Genomic DNA, 16,562 nt, shown 5'->3' with positions numbered 1-16,562 from the left:
CGTTGAACTACGCCGCACCTTTCAGAGAGGCCATGTCGATGACGAACCGGTACTTCACGTCAGCCTTCAGCAACCTCTCGTAAGCATCATTCACCTTCTGAATAGGAATGATCTCGACATCCGCGGTGATGTTATGTTTGCCGCAGAAATCAAGCATCTCCTGTGTCTCCGCAACGCCTCCGATCGGTGAACCCGACAGACTCCGGCGACCGAACAGCAGGCCGAACGCAGACACCGACAACGGCTTCTCCGGCGCACCCACCAGGCAGAGATTCCCGTCGCGGCGCAGCAGATTCAAATAAGCGTTGATGTCGTGGTCAGCCGACACCGCATCGAGGATAAAGTCGAAGCTGCCCGCATGCTTTGCCATCTCGTCCGCATTGCGAGAGATGACAACCTCATCTGCTCCGAGACGAAGAGCATCGTCCTTCTTGTTAGGCGAAGTCGTAAACAGTACGACATGCGCACCCAGCGCATGAGCGAACTTCACTCCCATGTGGCCAAGTCCGCCAAGGCCCACAACGCCAACCTTCTTGCCCTTCGTCACGCCCCAGTGATGCATCGGCGAGTAGGTGGTAATGCCGGCACAGAGCAGAGGAGCAGCTCCCGCTGGATCAAGATTGCTCGGAACTCTAAGGACAAATCTCTGATCCACAACAACACTGTCCGAGTAGCCGCCATACGTGACGCCGCCGGTATGCTTGTCAGGAAAGTTGTAAGTGAGCGTCAAGTTCGGGCAGAACTGCTCCAGGCCCGCCTTGCACTCCTCGCACACACCATCCGAGTCGACCATGCAGCCGACCGCAACAACGTCGCCGGTTTTGAATTTAGTTACAGCCGAGCCGGTCTTGGTTACACGGCCCACAATCTCATGACCGGGAACGCACGGATAAACAGTGGGCATCACACCGCTCCACTCATTACGGGCCTGGTGTAGATCAGAGTGACAGATTCCGCAGAAGAGAATCTCGATCTGCACGTCTGTCTCGGTTGGATCGCGCCGCGCGATCGTAGTGGATGCAAGCGGCGATGACGCACTGGCAGCGGAGTATGCTTTTGCGTTGTACATGGTTCAAATGTAGACCGTCACAACTGGTCACTGATATGCGAAACACGCCATTCTATATGCAGAATACGCCTCCACTCTTCGATTCAAAAATATTCGGTTACATCCAAAAACGCACCGCCAACCCTGCGAAGACGCACAACAACAAGTCCACTCCTTACAGAACATGGCATCGTAAGTTCGCTGGCGTCATCCATCCACAAACGCTATCCTTCTCCCACTATGAAGAAGAAAGCCGCACTCTCGCTTCTGATCCTTCTTCTGCTCACCGCCTGCAACCCGCCTCCTCGGCCCACGCCTGAGCCTGCTCCACGTCCAGGCGCGGTCGCAGCGCAAGCCATCGAACCCATCACCACTCAACCGTTCGACTTCTACCTCCTCAACCTCTCCTGGTCCCCCGAATTCTGCCACTCACACCCCACCGCAACCGAGTGCGCCCAGCGCCCCGCCTTCGTACTGCACGGCCTCTGGCCTCAAAACACCAACGGAGGCTATCCGCAGAACTGCTCCACCGACCCCGGTCCGCGCGATCCCTCCTCCTACTCCGACATCTATCCTGACCCCGGTCTCCTCCGCCACGAGTGGCGCACCCACGGCACCTGCTCCGGCCTCTCTCCGGACGCCTTCTTCACCCTCGCCCGCATTGCCTACAAGGCGGTCGCCGTCCCGCCAACGCTCGCTCAGCTCAATCACCAGATCTCGCTCACGCCCGCCCAGCTCATCGACCTCTTCCAGACCGCGAACCCTTCCATCCCCGCCGCAAGCCTCGCCATCAGCTGCGGCAACAACTACCTCACCGCCGTCGAGGTCTGCCTCGACAAGCGCGCTCAGCCCACCCCCTGCGGCCCCGTCCGCTCCTGCCGAGCCAACTCCGTCCGAATCACACCACCCTGACCCACGAACCTCTCCCCGAAGTCGTCATCCTGACCCTGAGCGTCCCGAAGGGGGAGGATCCCTGTATTTCGCAGTTGCGCTTGCAATTGCGGTTGCGTTGCACTTGCGGTTGCCGTTGCACTTGCGGTCGCAGTTGCAGTTGCGGTCGCAGTTGCAGTTGCGGTCGCAGTTGCAGTTGCAGTTGCAGTTGCCGTTGCAGTTGCGGTTGCCTTTCTTGTTGTCATCCCCGCAGGGGATCTGCTTTTGCTTTTTGTCGTTGCCCGTCCTCCCACCCCCTCAAAAACCTGTCAAGCCCTCAAATCGCAAATCCCCGCGCCAATAAAGGAGATTCGCGTGGCGTATTAGTTACCACCAATCCCGTAAACTGGATAAAGATAGAAAAAAGCCCGAGCTTCTGCTCGGGCTCTTCGTCGTTAAAGGCCGTAACTCTTTTGTTTAGACTTATTTACCTGTAACCCTTTTGTTTAGAATATTTTGGAGATTTTCAAAAAATGCAAGTAACTATAAACAAACAACTTGCGCGTAAATACCCCCCAGGGGGTACCCCCCACACTTCCCAAAAGGACCACAACTTTGTCAGCCCCGGCTCGCGCCCTTCAACCCCATCTCCGCCATCACCCTCTGCAGATCCTTCCAGGCCTCACCCTTCATCCCCGGATCCCGCAGCAGAAACGCCGGATGGTAGGTCACCGCCAGCTTCGCTCCCCTGCAGCTATGCCAGCGGCCCCGCAGCACGCTCAGGGACTGCTTCACACCCAGCAGGTACGTCGCCGCCGTAGACCCCAGCGCCACGATCACCTGGGGCTGTACCACGTCGATCTGCTGCAGCAAAAACTGGTCGCAGGTATTGGCCTCCACCGGCTCAGGAACCCGGTTCGCCGGCGGCCTGCACTTCACGATGTTGGCGATGTAAACCTCCTCCCGCTTGAGGCCCATCGCCTGGATCATGTTGTTGAGCAGCTGCCCAGCCTTCCCGACAAAAGGAATCCCCGAGGTGTCCTCATCCGCCCCCGGCCCCTCGCCGACAAACATCAACCGCGCATTGGCATCGCCATCGCCGAACACGATCGTCCGCCTGCCCGCATACGCCAGCGGACACCGCGTGCAATCGCCAATCTCAGTTTTGATTCCAATCAGTGCCTCAGCCTTATGCGCCGCGGCCACCCGGGTTGCAGGCAGGGGAACAAGATCATCGAAACTCACAAGCTTCGCGATAGGAGGCTCCAGAAATTGAGGTCGACTCGAAACAGCAACAGCCCGCTGTTCTGCCACAGCCGCCTTCGCAGGCAATGGTCGCGCTTCCACCGCGTCATCGACAACAGAAACCACATCAACGGCAGCAAGAGGAGCAACCGGAACGGTCTCCGCGTACACCGGCTCGCCCTGACGATAGAAGTCATGGACGCCCATGTCGCGAAGATATTCCACGTAAGCCCGCAGCTGCTGCTCTACTTCACCTGCCATGGCTCTATGGTATCGCGCTTAGTGCACAGGAAGATCAAGTACAGGTTCTACAACCTTCTCCGGCAAAACGAACTTCACGTGTCCCTGCTTGATCTCATCCTGCGCCACGCGACAAGCCTTCATCGACTTGGCCACGATCAGAGGAGAGGCGCCAGACTGTAGCTGCCGCGCGCGACGCGCCGCACCTTTCACCAGACTGTACTTATTGTGGAAAGCATTCTCAATCGTCATGCGTTTCACCCCGATGCAGAAGTTATAACTCACCCCGGTGAAAAGCCATACACAATTCGTAGTGGATAACACGCTCTTTATTCGTGAAAGGTACTCAGAGCCTTCTTCAACCGAGGCGAAGCGGCATCGGTTCTGCAACTCGAAGCCAGCGCCTGCACTCCGTCCCGCTCACCGCGCTCACACAAAACAATCGCCCGCAGCTCCGCCACAGCCTGGTCAAGCACATCATTCACCAGCGCATACTTGTAATCCCACATCTGTTTTAACTCAGTCCGAGCTTCAGCTAACCTGCTCTGAATCACCTTCTCAGACGTGACATGCTCCGCCTCGCTCCGGTTGCGCAGCCGCATCTCCAATACCTGCGGACTCGGCGGCAGAATGAAGATAGAAACCGCCCTCGGCATCTTCTTCATCACCTGCACCGCGCCTTGCACATCGATATCGAGCAGCAGGTCCTTTCCCGCGTCCTTCGCATGTCCCAGTGCCGAAATCGCCGTCCCGTAGTAGTTGCCAAAGACCTCTGCCCACTCCAGAAAGTCTCCCGCCGCAATCATCCGCTCGAACTCCTCCCGGGTCGTGAAGTGGTACTCGCGCCCATCCGTCTCGGACCCCCGTGGCGCCCGCGTCGTATACGAAATCGAAAAATCCAATCCCTCCACCAACGTCCGCAGCTGACTCACCAGCGTCGACTTCCCCGAACCCGACGGCGCCGAAATGATAAAAAGAATTCCTGCCATGCGCCTCAATCACCTAATCAATTTGTCTCTGCCAGTCTAACAACCGCGCCCACTCGAGCTACTCGAGATTCTGAACCTGCTCCCGCGCCTTCTCAATCTCGGCCTTCATCTCGAGTCCCAGCTCCGTAATCCGCAAGCTATTCTCGCCCGCTGCTCCGCTGGTCTTCGATAGCATCGTATTCGCCTCGCGGTTCAGCTCCTGCAGCAGAAAGTCCAGACGCTTGCCCAACTCACCGCCCTCCTCCAGCATCGCCACAAAGCGCTCCACATGCGTCCGCAACCGAACGATCTCCTCCTCGATATCGCTCTTCTCCGCCAGCACCGCAGCCTCAGCCAGCAGCCGCTCCTCGCTCACCGGAACGCCCTGCGTCAGCTCCATCAGTCGACTCCGTAACCGCTCGAACTGCACCTCGCGCACGCCGTTCCTTAGCCCAGCCATCTCTTCCCCGAAAGCCTGCAGCCGCAGCATCGAAGCCTTCAGCTCAACAGCCAACGTCGCACCTTCCTGAGCCCGCCCTTCATTCAGCTTCCCTACAAGCGGCACGATCTGCGAGAGCACCGCTGCATCAAGCCCCTCAATATCCGCGGCACCTGCGACACTCTCAGTACTCATCACACCCGGTATGCGCAGCATCGCATTCAAGTCCGGATCGCCCGACACGCCATGCGTCACGGCAGCCTCACGGAACGCCTGCACATAAGCCTCCAGCAATCCCGTATGCAGTTGGATCTCAACATTCGCCCTGCGCTCCAACTGCAGTGTTACCTCAATATGCCCCCGCCGCAGATTCTCCTTCAACATCCTCCGCATCTGCACCTCCAGCCCATCGCAGGAGGCTGGCAACCGCAGATGAAGATCGAGAAACCGATGGTTCACGCTCTTCATAGCCAAGGTAAAAGAGATGCTATCGCGCACCGCCCCACGCAGACTGGCGTACCCAGTCATCGAATAAACACTCCTCACGCGATCCCCTCCAGCCCCACCGGTAGCGCAGTTTCGCTGTTACTCGCCGGCACAACATCGTCCTCACTGAACTGCATGTTGTAGAGCCGCCGATAGGTCCCCGAGTGCTGCATCAGCTCGTCGTGCGTGCCGATCTCCGTGATCCGTCCCCCTTCAATCACCGCAATCCGAGAAGCTCTCCGCACCGTCGAAAGGCGATGAGCGATCACAAACACCGTCCGGCCCTGCATCAAATTCGCCAACGCCGCCTGCACAAACTGTTCGCTCTCCATATCGAGCGCCGATGTTGCCTCATCCAAAATCAAGATCGGGGCGTTCTTCAAAATCGCCCGCGCAATCGCAAGTCTCTGACGCTCTCCCCCGCTCAGCCGAGTCCCCTTCTCGCCTATCATCGTGTTATACCCGTCAGGCATGTTGAGAATGAACTCATGCGCCAGCGCCATCCGCGCAGCCTCTTCCACCTTATTCATCGGAACATCCGGCTGACCGTAAGCGATGTTGTTCCGCACTGTATCGTTGAACAGCACGGTCTCCTGCGTCACCTTTCCAATCTGCTGTCGCAACGATGCAATCGTCACATCACGCAGATCGTGCTCATCCAACAAGATCCTTCCATCGTTCACATCAAAAAACCGAGGAATGAGATTAACCAGCGAAGACTTGCCCGCACCACTCGGCCCCACAAACGCAATGACCTCGCCGGGCCGCACGTTCAAATTGATTCCATGCAGAACCTGCCTTATCTCGCCATCGCTCTCATAGGCGAAGCCGACATCTTCAAAACGGATCTCCTCCTTAAACCCTTTCAAAACAAACGCGCGCTTCTTCTCCTGAACATCGTCCTGCGCGTCCATAAACTTGAAGATCTCTTCGCTTGCTCCGAGCGCTTGCTGAAAGCTGTTGTAAAACAATGCAAATTTCCGAACAGGATCGTACAAGGTAAACACCGCGATCAGGAAAGAAATAAATGAGCCGATCGTCATCGAACCGCTCTTGATGCGGTCGCGGCCAAGCAGCAACAACAGTGCGATTGCAACCGAACCGAGCCCATCCATCAAAGGCGAGCTGATCGCCTGCACACTCACCGAGCGAAGATTCGCGCTGAACAACCTCCGCGCCGCGCGGCGAAAGCGATTCATCTCCCACAGTTCCATTCCGAAGGCTTTCACGATTCGATTGCCCGTAATCGTCTCGTGAAGAATGTTCTGAATCTCCGCCAGCTTGTCCTGTCCCTTGCGCGTCGTCTGCCGAACCCTGCGACCAATGCGTCGCGCGGAGGAAATCACCACAGGAACAAACAGCAGCAGCACCCAGGCCAACTTCCCGCCGTAAAAAATTGCCACACCGATCATAAAAATCAAGGTGAAGATCTGCTGCAGAAACTCCCCCAGCACGCTCGACATAGCTGTCTGCACGCGCTCGATATCGTTGATCAGCGTAGACAGCAAAGTCCCCGTCGTGTGCTTCTGAAAGAAGCCGACCGAACGTCGCAGCACCGCGTTGTACAGGTCGTTCCGCAGATCGGTGATCATTCCGAAGCCCGCGTAGTTCACGAGATACGTCCCCGCGTAATCGCACACCGACTTGACCAGGGCAGAGACCACCAGCGCATACGCCACCACCGTCCACGCATTATGCAGCGGGCTCGGAACCAGAAAGTGCAGGTTCAAAGACCTTCTGAGAATAGGCACATGAGGGAACACCAGCACGTCATGCGTATAAGCATCCGGACTCAGCACATTGTCGAAGATCGGCTTCACCAGCAGCACGCGGAAAGCCGCCATCGCGCCCACCACCGCCATCAGTACCACCGACGCCATTGAGTACAGCGCATAAGGACGAACGTACAGCAGCAATCGCCAGATGCGCTTCAAGCCGTCACTCTCCCGATTGTTGCCATCGCATTGCGCATCTTACTATTCTATTGCGCCAGACCGCGCGCAGCAGCTACTTCGGCATATCCCGGTGAGCGGTCTTCACCCGATACCCCTCATCTGCCAGCCGTCTCTTCATCTCTTCCGCGATAAAGACCGACCGATGTTGTCCTCCGGTGCATCCAAACGCCACCGTCAGATAGCTCTTCCCTTCCTTGATGTAATGAGGCAGAAGGAACTTCAACATCTCCGCCGTCTTATCCAAAAACTCTTTCGTCTGCGGAAACTGTAGAACATACTTCGCCACCTTAGGATGCTTGCCAGTCAGTTTGCGAAACTCCGGCACAAAGTGAGGATTCGGCAAAAAGCGCACGTCGAACACCAGATCCGCCTCTGTAGGTACTCCATTCTTGAACCCAAAACTGTTCGACGAGATCATCAAAGCTCGCCCGCTCTCCTCACGTTCGAACTGTGAGTTGATATGAGCTCGAAGATCGTGCACATTGAACTTCGTCGTATCCAACACGATGTCGGCGACATTGCGAATCGGATCCAGCCGCTTGCGCTCCGCTCGAATCGACTTCACCACTGTATCGCTGCGTCCCATTGGATGAGGCCGCCGCGTCTCGGAGAATCGCCGAATCAGCGCATCCTCACTCGCCTCCAAAAATACCACTCGCGTCGGCAGGACCTTGCGAACTTTCTTTAGAATCCCCGGAAACTCATCCAGCCGCATCCCCTCGCGCACGTCGACCACCAAGGCCGCACGTTCGATCTCTGCGGACTGTCGCACAAGATCCGCAAAACTCGGCACCAGCTCCAGCGGCAGATTATCGACCGAGTAGTACCCCAAATCCTCAAACGCCTTCAGCGCCGACAGCTTCCCCGACCCCGAGAGTCCAGTCAAAATGACCAGTTCGCCCCGATGCTCCGGAAGCACAACCTCCACGACTCTCTTCCTGCGCGTCTTCGTGGATGACTTCACAGAACTTTTCGTGACCCGCTTCCTCATGCAGAAATCCTAGCACCCCAGTCTAAGGGACTTCGATCAGTTCCATCTTTCCGTCGCGCTTACGATAGAGCACCATCGCCTGCCCCCCATGGTCGCGAAATACAAATACTTCGCGGTCTCGGAACGCAGCCTCCTTCACCGCCTCCTCGATCGACATCGGCCGCAACGCAACTGAATCATTCGAGCGCACCACATGCGGCTCCGCAAGCGGCGAGTGCGACGGAAAAGAGTGCACCAGCATCGGCACTGCCTTGCGGCCAACACTGCTCTTCGCCACCGCCTTCACCGCGGCAGTCTTCCGTGCCACAGGAGCCGCAACCTCAGCTGCAGTGCCCTTCAAATCCGACTTGGGATGCCGCTTGATCGTCCCGTATCTCTTCTTGTGCCGGATCGCCTGCTGTTCAATCTTCGCCAGCGCATCGTGCAACGCGACGATCATGTCCGTAGCCTCGCACCGTGCCACCATCTTCTGATGCTTGGTCTGCACCGTCACCTCAGCGATCTGTCGATACTTGTCCGTGGACAAAATCACATGCACGCTGCCGGAGTTGCCGACGATCTTCGCAATCGCCTCAACACCTTCTTCCGCCTGTGACTTCAGTTTTTTTGTAATCGTTGTCTGTCTGCCGGTGTACTCCACGTCCATACGTTCACCTCGTCCCCGCGATCGGTTCGGATCTTTCGCAGACGATCAGCGCACACGACGCTGGTGCGTGCTTGGTATCTGCATATCTTCCCGGTACTTCGCCACCGTCCTTCGGGTCACCTGAATCCCCTGCCGCTGCAACTCAGCAGCCAGTTGATCATCCGTCAGCGGCTTCCGCTCATCCTCTTCCTCGATCAGCTTCTTCACCTTGCGCTTCAGCAGGACCAACGGAAGATCGCCGCCCTCCGGCCCGTTTACTCCCTCAGAGAAGAAAAACCGCAGCTCGAACACGCCCTGCGAGGTATGGACATATTTGTTCGCGACCGCGCGGCTCACCGTGGAGGGATGCACACCGATCTCCTCTGCAACCTCTTTGATCATCATCGGCTTCAATGCATTGACACCATGCTCCAGAAACTCTTGCTGCCGCCTGACGATCACCTCGCAAGTTCGCACAATCGTATTCTTCCTCTGCTCGATATTCCGCAGCAGCTGAATCGCCGACTTGTACCGCTCCTTCACGTACTCTTTGACTTCCTTCTCCGTCTGCTTCTGCTGCAGCATTTTGCGATAGCCCTGATTCAACCGAAGCGTCGGCATATCCTCTTCGTTCATCAACACGACATAAACATCATCGCGCTTCACAAACGCCACATCCGGCTCAATCAGCCGCGTTTCGCTGTGGTTATATCGCTGCCCCGGGCGCGGATCCAAGGTGCGGATAAACTCCACCGCCGCATTCACTTCGTCCGCCGTGCGTCCGCAGCTCCGGGTCAGCTCGCGCATATCCTTCTTCTGCAGCAGCGGTAGACAGTTCGTCACAATGTGCGTCGCGATACTGAAGACATCTTCGCGTCCCGGATGATCGGAGGTTGCTACCACCTCTGTCGCGCCGTAGTCTTCGTCGCCGGCTGGACCATTTTTTGCGGCTGCATCTGCAGCATGCATCTGATGGCGTCGAAGCACTATCGCCGCCTCACCCTGCTGCGCGCATATCTGAATCAGCAGACACTCACGCAAATCCCTCGACCCCACTCCCACTGGGTCAAGAAAATTCACCACCTTCCGCGCCTCGCGGACCGCCGCCAAAAACACGCCGACCGTCTCATCGGAAGCAGCCGCTAAATCCAACGACTTACCCTGCACCGAGCCGTCTTCTCCCTCGCTCGTCTCCGGAAGATCCCACACATGCGCAGACCGGCTCCTGGTGCCCCGCTCAAATGGAATCGGTTCCGACCGTTCCGGTTCCTGCATCTGCATCAGAGCCTCAACCAGCTCCTCGTCGCTCGCCGTCAGATAGCCATTTTCATTCAGATTTCCCACCACCAACTCTGCCGCTGCTCGAACCTCCGGGCTCAGCGTCAGCGACCCAAGCTGCCACGCCAGATGGTCGCTCAGTGTGCTCGGCTGCGAAAGAAAGTTCTCAAACGATGGCTTGTCATACTCTTCGAAATTAGAGGCCGTGCGAAAACCCGGATCGAGATAATCCTGAAAGTAGCTGCCGAAGTCGATCTCATCGAACGGGTCTTTTTCCACCCTTTCACTCTCCGCGGCAACATCTTCCGCAGAACGCTCCCGATCGCCTTCAAGGCCCGCTCTTTCATCCAGCGTGGCGACCGATTCTTCCAACTCCTCCAGCACCGGATTCTCCACCATCTCAGTGTTGATCATCTCTCTCAGCTCAAGCTTGTTCAGCGCCAGCACGCTGACCATCTGCACCAGGCCAGGCGTCAATACCTGTCGTTGCGAGACTTTCAAGTTCAGCTTCGGTTGCAGCAACACGTTATTCCCTCACAACCCAATTACTTTGACTTTGCTAGAGATGTGCCATTTGGCACGTCTCGTGCTCATTGTGCAATTAATTACAAACAGAACGCTATTCCCTGGCTTGGCCACAGTCTACACGCCCTGCCTCGATCTCGCTGTAAGTCTAACGCTGTCAAAGGCTGCGCGCCCTGCACCGATAGCATCTCTGTCTTACAACAGAAGTTGTAACGCGCGCCGCTCATCAACCCATCGAGAAGTTTTCGCCCAGATAAATCCGTCTCACCTCAGGGTCGCGCCCCAGTTCACCCGGCGTTCCCGTCTTAAAAATCTTTCCCTCGGCAATGATGTAAGCCCTGTCTGTCACGGACAAAGTCTCTCTCACATTATGGTCGGTGATCAGCACCCCAATCCCGCTCTTCTTCAATCCGAAGATAATCTCCTGCAGATCCAACACCGCAATCGGATCGATACCCGAAAACGGTTCATCCAGAAGAATGAACGCCGGTTCGATCGCGAGACATCGCGCGATCTCCACTCTTCTGCGCTCTCCTCCGCTCAGTGCATAGCCGCGCGTCTTCCGCACATGCCCCAGGTTCAGCTGTTCAATCAGCTTCTCCGTACGCGTACGCCGGCTCTCCCAGCTCAACTGCTGCGCCTCTAGCACCGCAAGAATATTGTCCTGCACCGTCAGCTTGCGAAACACAGAAGGCTCCTGCGGCAGATAGCTGATGCCATAGTTCCTCGCCCGCAGATACATCGGCAACCGGCTGATGTCGTGCCCATCCGCAAGCACGCGCCCCGTATCCGGCCGCACCAGCCCCACAATCATGTAAAAGCTCGTCGTCTTTCCCGCGCCATTCGGCCCCAGCAGCCCAACCACCTCGCCCTGCTCGATCTCCAGGCTGACCCCCTTCACCACTTGGCGGCCGCCGTACGACTTGCCAATCTCCTCCGTCGATAAGGTCTTCATTACTTGTTCTTCACCCGCGTCTCCGTGCGCACTCGTTGCCCCGCGCCACTCTCTCCTTCATTAGAAACCACGACGTTGTCATCTCCGGTGTGGAATTGCAAAGACGTACCCGTTACGGTCCCCCGCTGATCGTCCACAACCTTCGGTAACGCCGTCGGAGTACCAGTCAAAACAAACATGCCATCGCTCGCGGTGTACACCAACTGCTCCCCGCTCGCACGTCGGCCCGGCTGTTGCATCTCGATATGCCCACTCGCCACAACCCTCTCCACGTTGCCGCCCATAAATCCACCGGCCGCCCCATCAGGCTTCTTCGCGCCATTAGCCGGAGCCGCCTGCAGATAAACGACCGCCTGCTGCCCTCGCATACTTCCATCCGCACTATCCACCTGAACCCCACCCGTAAAGTCCGCCTTGCGTGCCTCATCCGAATAAACCAGTTCACGGCTGATCACCCGGACCACGCTGGTCTTGCCGCCTCCCGTCCGCTTACCCGTCTTAGCTAAATCCGCATTGCTACCAGACCCACCACTTACCAGCACGGTATGCACAGCGGCAGACGCGCCCTGTCCCTCGCCGTGCGCCACCAGCCTCTTCTGCTTCTGTTCAAACTCAATCACCGGAGCGTCCACCTGCGAAGCACCTTGCCACAGCCGCGCGGGCGTGCCCCCAGCCCCTTGAGATCCCGCCCCATAAAATATCGCCACCTGCGAATCATGCTTCAGTTCCGCACGCGACGCCCGCACATGCACCGGCTCAGCCTCACTGCCCACCTGACTAAAGCTGGCCTTCACCGAACCGTCCGCCGTAGCATCTCCCGTCTGTTGTTCAGTCACCACCCGATCCGCCCACAACACACTCGTCCCATTGCTCACCTGCACGTTGCCTGTCAACGTCGTCCGTTCCAGTTCGCCGTCATAAGCAGCTCGTTCCGCCGTCACTCGCTCCTCTGCCGGAGCCACCGCATCGCCCGGCTTCTTCACCGGCAACTCTGTCATCACCACATGCCCCTGTTCGGTCGCGCTCGTAATCTCATCCGCCCCTTGCCCTTTGCCTGTAGCGCTCGAACCACGCGCCGCACCCGCAGTCACAGGCCGAAAGTGCGCCACCAAAGAATCCCCCGAGCTCGTATCGACGACTCCCTTTCCATTCACCCGACGCATCGACGTGTGCCCATCGCCATGCACCTCCGCAAGATGGTCTGCGTTCCCCACACGCACAAAGTGTGCCGTCAAGACATCCCCCGCCAAAGCACTGCCAGTCGTTCCGCCACCCTTGGCAGCCGGATTCATCACCGTCAGCCGCGCATCCCCGGTGGCCTTCGCATCGCGCAACTGCGCCTTACCTGCGCGATCTGCGGACAATGCCAGCTCCATCTGCCCAGCGTTCAAATCGCGCTCCCCCCAGGCTTCAACCGACGCATCTGTCCGAACCCGCTCGTTCAGATGCACCGCGCCAGTCATCACAACATGCTCCGGCCTGCCCACCTTGTCGAACACCGCCCGTCCCTGCGCCGCCTCTCCCTTGGCCTGCCGCAGCGGTTCATCCGCCGAGTACTTCACCCCGCCCTGCATCACCGCCGACGCCGGCTGACTCTGCGCATTCAACGTCACCTCACCCCGCGGAGCCACAACCGTCCCGCCCAACCCATCGGTCAGCGTTACCTCTCCCTCCGCCTCAACCCACTCCGCCGTTCCATCCGGCCTTAGATGCACGACAACATTCCTCGCCTGCGCCGTCTGCCCCGAATTCCCTTTGCCGCCCACCGCCACATACTTCGCCTGAGTCAGCACCGCTCTCTCATTCTGCCGATCCAACTCCGCACGCGACGCCGTCAACACCACCGGCCTGTCATGCTCCAGCCCATTCACCCTCACCGCCGAGTGCAGCACCAACACTCCCGTGTCCGAGTTGTAATCCGCCCCCACCGCATGCCCCGTCAGCCCACCCGACGCAAACTCAATCTCGTTATCCGTCGCCGCCACACCCAGCTTCTGCAAAAACACCAGCCCACTGGTCGTCACATGGATCAGCCGCACATCCTTAGTCTCAACCGCTCCCGCGCCATGCAGATCCTTCCCTGCGGCATAGTCCATCTTTGCGTTCGCATCCGCTGCCTCCGGCGCCTGCAGATCGATATGCACTTCTCCATCCGCACGGATCACCTGGTTCTTCTGGTCATACTCAAACTCTTTCCCGTAGATCCTGTCGGCCCGATCCTCCTTCAGCCCATAGAGCACGATCCCCACATCGTGCAGCGTCACCTTGCCATCACCACGTTCCACTGCCTTGGCCGCATGAACCGTATAGATCGTCCGGCCCTGCACTGACTGCGAATAAGTAAATCCATTGGTCTCCCGCCGAACATTTACCCCGAGCTTCTTCGGCAGATTCGTCAGAAACCGATGCGCCCGGTAGTGCGCGTACCCCAGAAAAGAGGCGATCACGATCACCAGCAGGCCTGCACCCGCCAGCAACCAGACCCGCAGCCGTTCTACCGAAACGTTCATTCCCCTTCTATCTTCTCATTCCGCACCGCAGTCCTGCCGGACGAGCCCACTACGCGTGGGGCGGTCACTTCGTGACGTGTATACCGGTCTTGGCAAACTCACCTGCAGGGTCCTCCCGTTGGTCGGAATCATCTTCCTCCGACCAGCGGGGAGGACCACGCGAAGCTCTAAAAAGGCGTGCGAACGCCCGCCCCACGCGCAGTGGGCCCGTCCGGCAGGACCAGTCATCGAACCAAAAGGTCTAAACTAAAACTATGGCCGATCAGCTCTACCTCAGTCTCTGGTTCCCCAACTTCCGCTTCGAAACCCTCCCTGCGACCATGGTCTCGGTCATGCGCCAGTTCGCGCTCATCAGCGGAGAGAAGCGCGTCGCCGCCGCCAGCGTCTACCCCATCAGCTTCACCGAAGCGCCCACCTACCAGCGCATCTACGTCAACGACGACCGCGCCGAAGAAAACCAGGACACCTCCGGCTCCATCATCGAAAACGCCGTCGCCGAAGCCACCGAGCAGCTCCACGACGACATGGCCTACGAGTTCGAGATGCGCTGGAAGCTCTGGTCCCCGGATGTCGACCCCAACTACCCCAACCCAGACATCGATCCCGACTCCGACATCGACCCGGAGTACGAATCCGCCGCCCTCGATCCCCTCTGGAAGCTCCAGCCTGCCACCGTTCGCATCCTCGGATTCGGCCCCAACTTCGACCACGCCAGCTTCGACCAGAACGGCCACATCCGCGTCGACTTCGGACTCGACACCCCCTGGCTCGCCGAGACCCTCGAGGACGAGCAGCTCGACGAAGCCGCCACCAAACACATCCAGCAGAACGTAGAGATGCTGTTAGCCTTCACCCTCTCCGTCGAAAAGAACTGCGGCATCAGCAGCCGCCTCCTCTGGACCGAATCCGGCGAGCCCCTCGCCCAGAAGCTCATCGACCGCCTGCAGCGCGTCAACTAGCGCTCTCAACCACAGCACCGTCGCCTCGTGCCGCCGTGTTCTTCGCCGCCGCCACAGCAGCCCTGGCCTCTCTCCGCAACCTTGCCTCCCTCATCGCCACCAGCATCAGCCCCGCAAAGGTCAGCGACAGTACCCCATAAGCACGAGCACCATGCAGCTGCGGAGTATCTTCATACAACAGCGTCAGTCCGACGAACACAAAGAAGACGTGTGCGCAAAAAACCTGCAGCGAAGCCTTTCCCAGCGTCAGAAACGGCTCAACCGAGATCAGCTTCACCAGATACCGTCGCATCCAATATCCAACGACTAGAAACGCCGCCAGGTTCACCACCCGCATCGGCCCAATCTGCCACTTATCCAACCCGATCCCCAGCGACTCCTGCGTCAACACAGGTCCCAGCCAGTGATGCCTCACCCCAAGAAAGAAGAGGCAAACCGCCCCGCACACCGCCACCACATATCCCGGAACCCTCTTCAACGGCATCTCGCCCTCGGCGCTCTTTGCCCCCAGCCACAGTCCCGCGATCCAAACTCCCTGCCACGCAAACAAGTTGAACGCACCCGTCTCCTGCAACGGAATCTGCAGATGAGTTACCCGCACGATCCACGCATGCACCAGCTCCCGCAGTCCAAACTGTGCCCAAACCCACAGCGCCGCGCTGCCCCCCAGCACCCATCTCCACCCATAACGCACACCCACCGCCAGCGAAATCGGCGTCAGAAACATGAAGATCACATACATCGGCAGAATATCCAATAAAGGAGGGCAGTAAATCAGCAGCACTCCGCCAAGTATCGCCACCTTCGGATGAGCCAGATAAAAATTAATGAGGTTGTAAATCGCTGACCGGTGAGTCTTCGCCGCAAGTGCAGCCGCAATAGTAAACGCGAAAGCCAGCATCAATACGTGATAGCCGTAAATCTTCAACGTCCGCCGCCACAACCTCGCAATCACACCAGACACATCCTCCAAGGCGTCTCGCAAATAGACCGTGCCCACCAGCATCGCCGACAGAAACACAAATCCCTCCGCCGAAGACACAAATCCAACCGGCTGATTTACGAAGTCGCTGAAATGCGTCGGCATATGGGTGAAAGTCATCCACACCAGGAACAGCCCACGCAGCGCATCCAACTCCGGCCTCCTCTGCGTCTTTGGACTACTGAGCGTCACTGGTAATCCCCTCTCTGGAAAAAGCGCACCTTCAGCATAGGCCACAAGCCACCAGCAACGGTGTAGCGATTCGCTCCGTATCGACCAGCACTAAAGGCCTCTTCACTACTAGAACAGACGTCCGGAACAAGAGATCCGCTTCAGCCGTGCCAGAGATTCCAGACCGGCTTTTAGAGCCCTCGAAAACACCAGGAACCGTAGAAAACAAAGACGAACATCTTTACGAACTTCATCGAAATCTCTTATGCCTTCTTTACGAACGCAGTGCTGAAATATAAAAGTCGGCTGAAGCAA

The 16,562-nt window shown here is 58.0% G+C and carries 14 protein-coding genes; 2 read left to right on the top strand and 12 right to left on the bottom strand.

Annotation, left to right across the window (positions count from 1 at the left end):
- Positions 1–7 precede the first annotated feature (7 nt).
- Positions 8–1,069: an NAD(P)-dependent alcohol dehydrogenase gene (locus RBB81_RS10075; RefSeq protein ID WP_353073593.1), complete on the bottom strand. Its 1,062-nt coding sequence runs from the start codon at positions 1,067–1,069 to the stop codon at positions 8–10.
- Between the two features lie 219 nt (positions 1,070–1,288).
- On the opposite strand from RBB81_RS10075, the gene RBB81_RS10070 reads away from it, so the two are divergent.
- Positions 1,289–1,960, top strand: coding sequence for a ribonuclease T2 (locus tag RBB81_RS10070; protein WP_353073592.1), 672 nt, complete (start codon positions 1,289–1,291; stop codon positions 1,958–1,960).
- Positions 1,961–2,536: 576 nt separating this feature from the next.
- On the opposite strand, the gene RBB81_RS10065 is transcribed toward RBB81_RS10070, so the two are convergent.
- The 10 genes from RBB81_RS10065 to RBB81_RS10020 all read right to left on the bottom strand — a co-directional run bounded on the left by RBB81_RS10065 (position 2,537) and on the right by RBB81_RS10020 (position 14,135).
- A complete protein-coding gene (locus tag RBB81_RS10065; protein WP_353073591.1) occupies positions 2,537–3,424 on the bottom strand; it encodes a uracil-DNA glycosylase in 888 nt (295 codons plus the stop codon).
- An 18-nt stretch (positions 3,425–3,442) separates the two neighbouring features.
- Positions 3,443–3,655, bottom strand: a complete 213-nt coding sequence (gene rpoZ, locus RBB81_RS10060; protein WP_179581786.1) for a DNA-directed RNA polymerase subunit omega — start codon at positions 3,653–3,655, stop codon at positions 3,443–3,445.
- A gap of 77 nt (positions 3,656–3,732) precedes the next feature.
- The gene (gene gmk / locus RBB81_RS10055) at positions 3,733–4,392 is read right to left on the bottom strand and encodes a guanylate kinase (protein ID WP_353073590.1); all 660 of its coding nucleotides are present in this window, start codon (positions 4,390–4,392) and stop codon (positions 3,733–3,735) included.
- A 58-nt stretch (positions 4,393–4,450) separates the two neighbouring features.
- Positions 4,451–5,338, bottom strand: coding sequence for a YicC/YloC family endoribonuclease (locus RBB81_RS10050; RefSeq protein WP_353073589.1), 888 nt, complete (start codon positions 5,336–5,338; stop codon positions 4,451–4,453).
- Between the two features lie 14 nt (positions 5,339–5,352).
- Positions 5,353–7,230, bottom strand: a complete 1,878-nt coding sequence (locus tag RBB81_RS10045) for an ABC transporter ATP-binding protein (protein ID WP_353073588.1) — start codon at positions 7,228–7,230, stop codon at positions 5,353–5,355.
- A 73-nt stretch (positions 7,231–7,303) separates the two neighbouring features.
- Positions 7,304–8,242 (bottom strand): RNase adapter RapZ, encoded by a 939-nt coding sequence (gene rapZ, locus RBB81_RS10040; protein WP_353073587.1) that lies wholly within the window; start codon positions 8,240–8,242, stop codon positions 7,304–7,306.
- Positions 8,243–8,264: 22 nt separating this feature from the next.
- Positions 8,265–8,888 (bottom strand): ribosome hibernation-promoting factor, HPF/YfiA family, encoded by a 624-nt coding sequence (hpf, locus tag RBB81_RS10035; RefSeq protein WP_353073586.1) that lies wholly within the window; start codon positions 8,886–8,888, stop codon positions 8,265–8,267.
- A 45-nt stretch (positions 8,889–8,933) separates the two neighbouring features.
- Complete coding sequence (rpoN, locus tag RBB81_RS10030; RefSeq protein WP_353073585.1) at positions 8,934–10,670, bottom strand: RNA polymerase factor sigma-54; 1,737 nt, start codon at positions 10,668–10,670, stop codon at positions 8,934–8,936.
- 226 nt (positions 10,671–10,896) lie between these two features.
- Positions 10,897–11,625 carry an LPS export ABC transporter ATP-binding protein gene (gene lptB / locus RBB81_RS10025; RefSeq protein ID WP_179581779.1) on the bottom strand — a complete coding sequence of 243 codons (729 nt, stop codon included), beginning with the start codon at positions 11,623–11,625 and terminating at the stop codon, positions 10,897–10,899.
- Positions 11,625–14,135: an LptA/OstA family protein gene (locus tag RBB81_RS10020; RefSeq protein ID WP_353073584.1), complete on the bottom strand. Its 2,511-nt coding sequence runs from the start codon at positions 14,133–14,135 to the stop codon at positions 11,625–11,627. The genes lptB and RBB81_RS10020 overlap by 1 nt, the downstream gene beginning before the upstream one ends.
- A 254-nt stretch (positions 14,136–14,389) precedes the next feature.
- Here RBB81_RS10020 and RBB81_RS10015 point away from each other — a divergent pair, with 254 nt between their 5' ends.
- Entirely contained in the window at positions 14,390–15,094 is a 705-nt protein-coding gene (locus tag RBB81_RS10015; protein ID WP_353073583.1) for a hypothetical protein, read from the top strand.
- Here the strand turns inward: RBB81_RS10015 and opgC are convergent.
- Complete coding sequence (gene opgC, locus RBB81_RS10010; RefSeq protein WP_353073582.1) at positions 15,087–16,268, bottom strand: OpgC domain-containing protein; 1,182 nt, start codon at positions 16,266–16,268, stop codon at positions 15,087–15,089. The two genes, RBB81_RS10015 and opgC, sit on opposite strands and share 8 nt — an antisense overlap.
- Positions 16,269–16,562 lie beyond the last annotated feature (294 nt).

Source organism: Tunturibacter gelidoferens (assembly GCF_040358255.1).
GTDB classification, from domain to species: domain Bacteria; phylum Acidobacteriota; class Terriglobia; order Terriglobales; family Acidobacteriaceae; genus Edaphobacter; species Edaphobacter gelidiferens.
The sequence above is the reverse complement of the archived record's forward strand: the minus strand, read 5'-3'. Positions and strand labels throughout refer to the sequence as shown.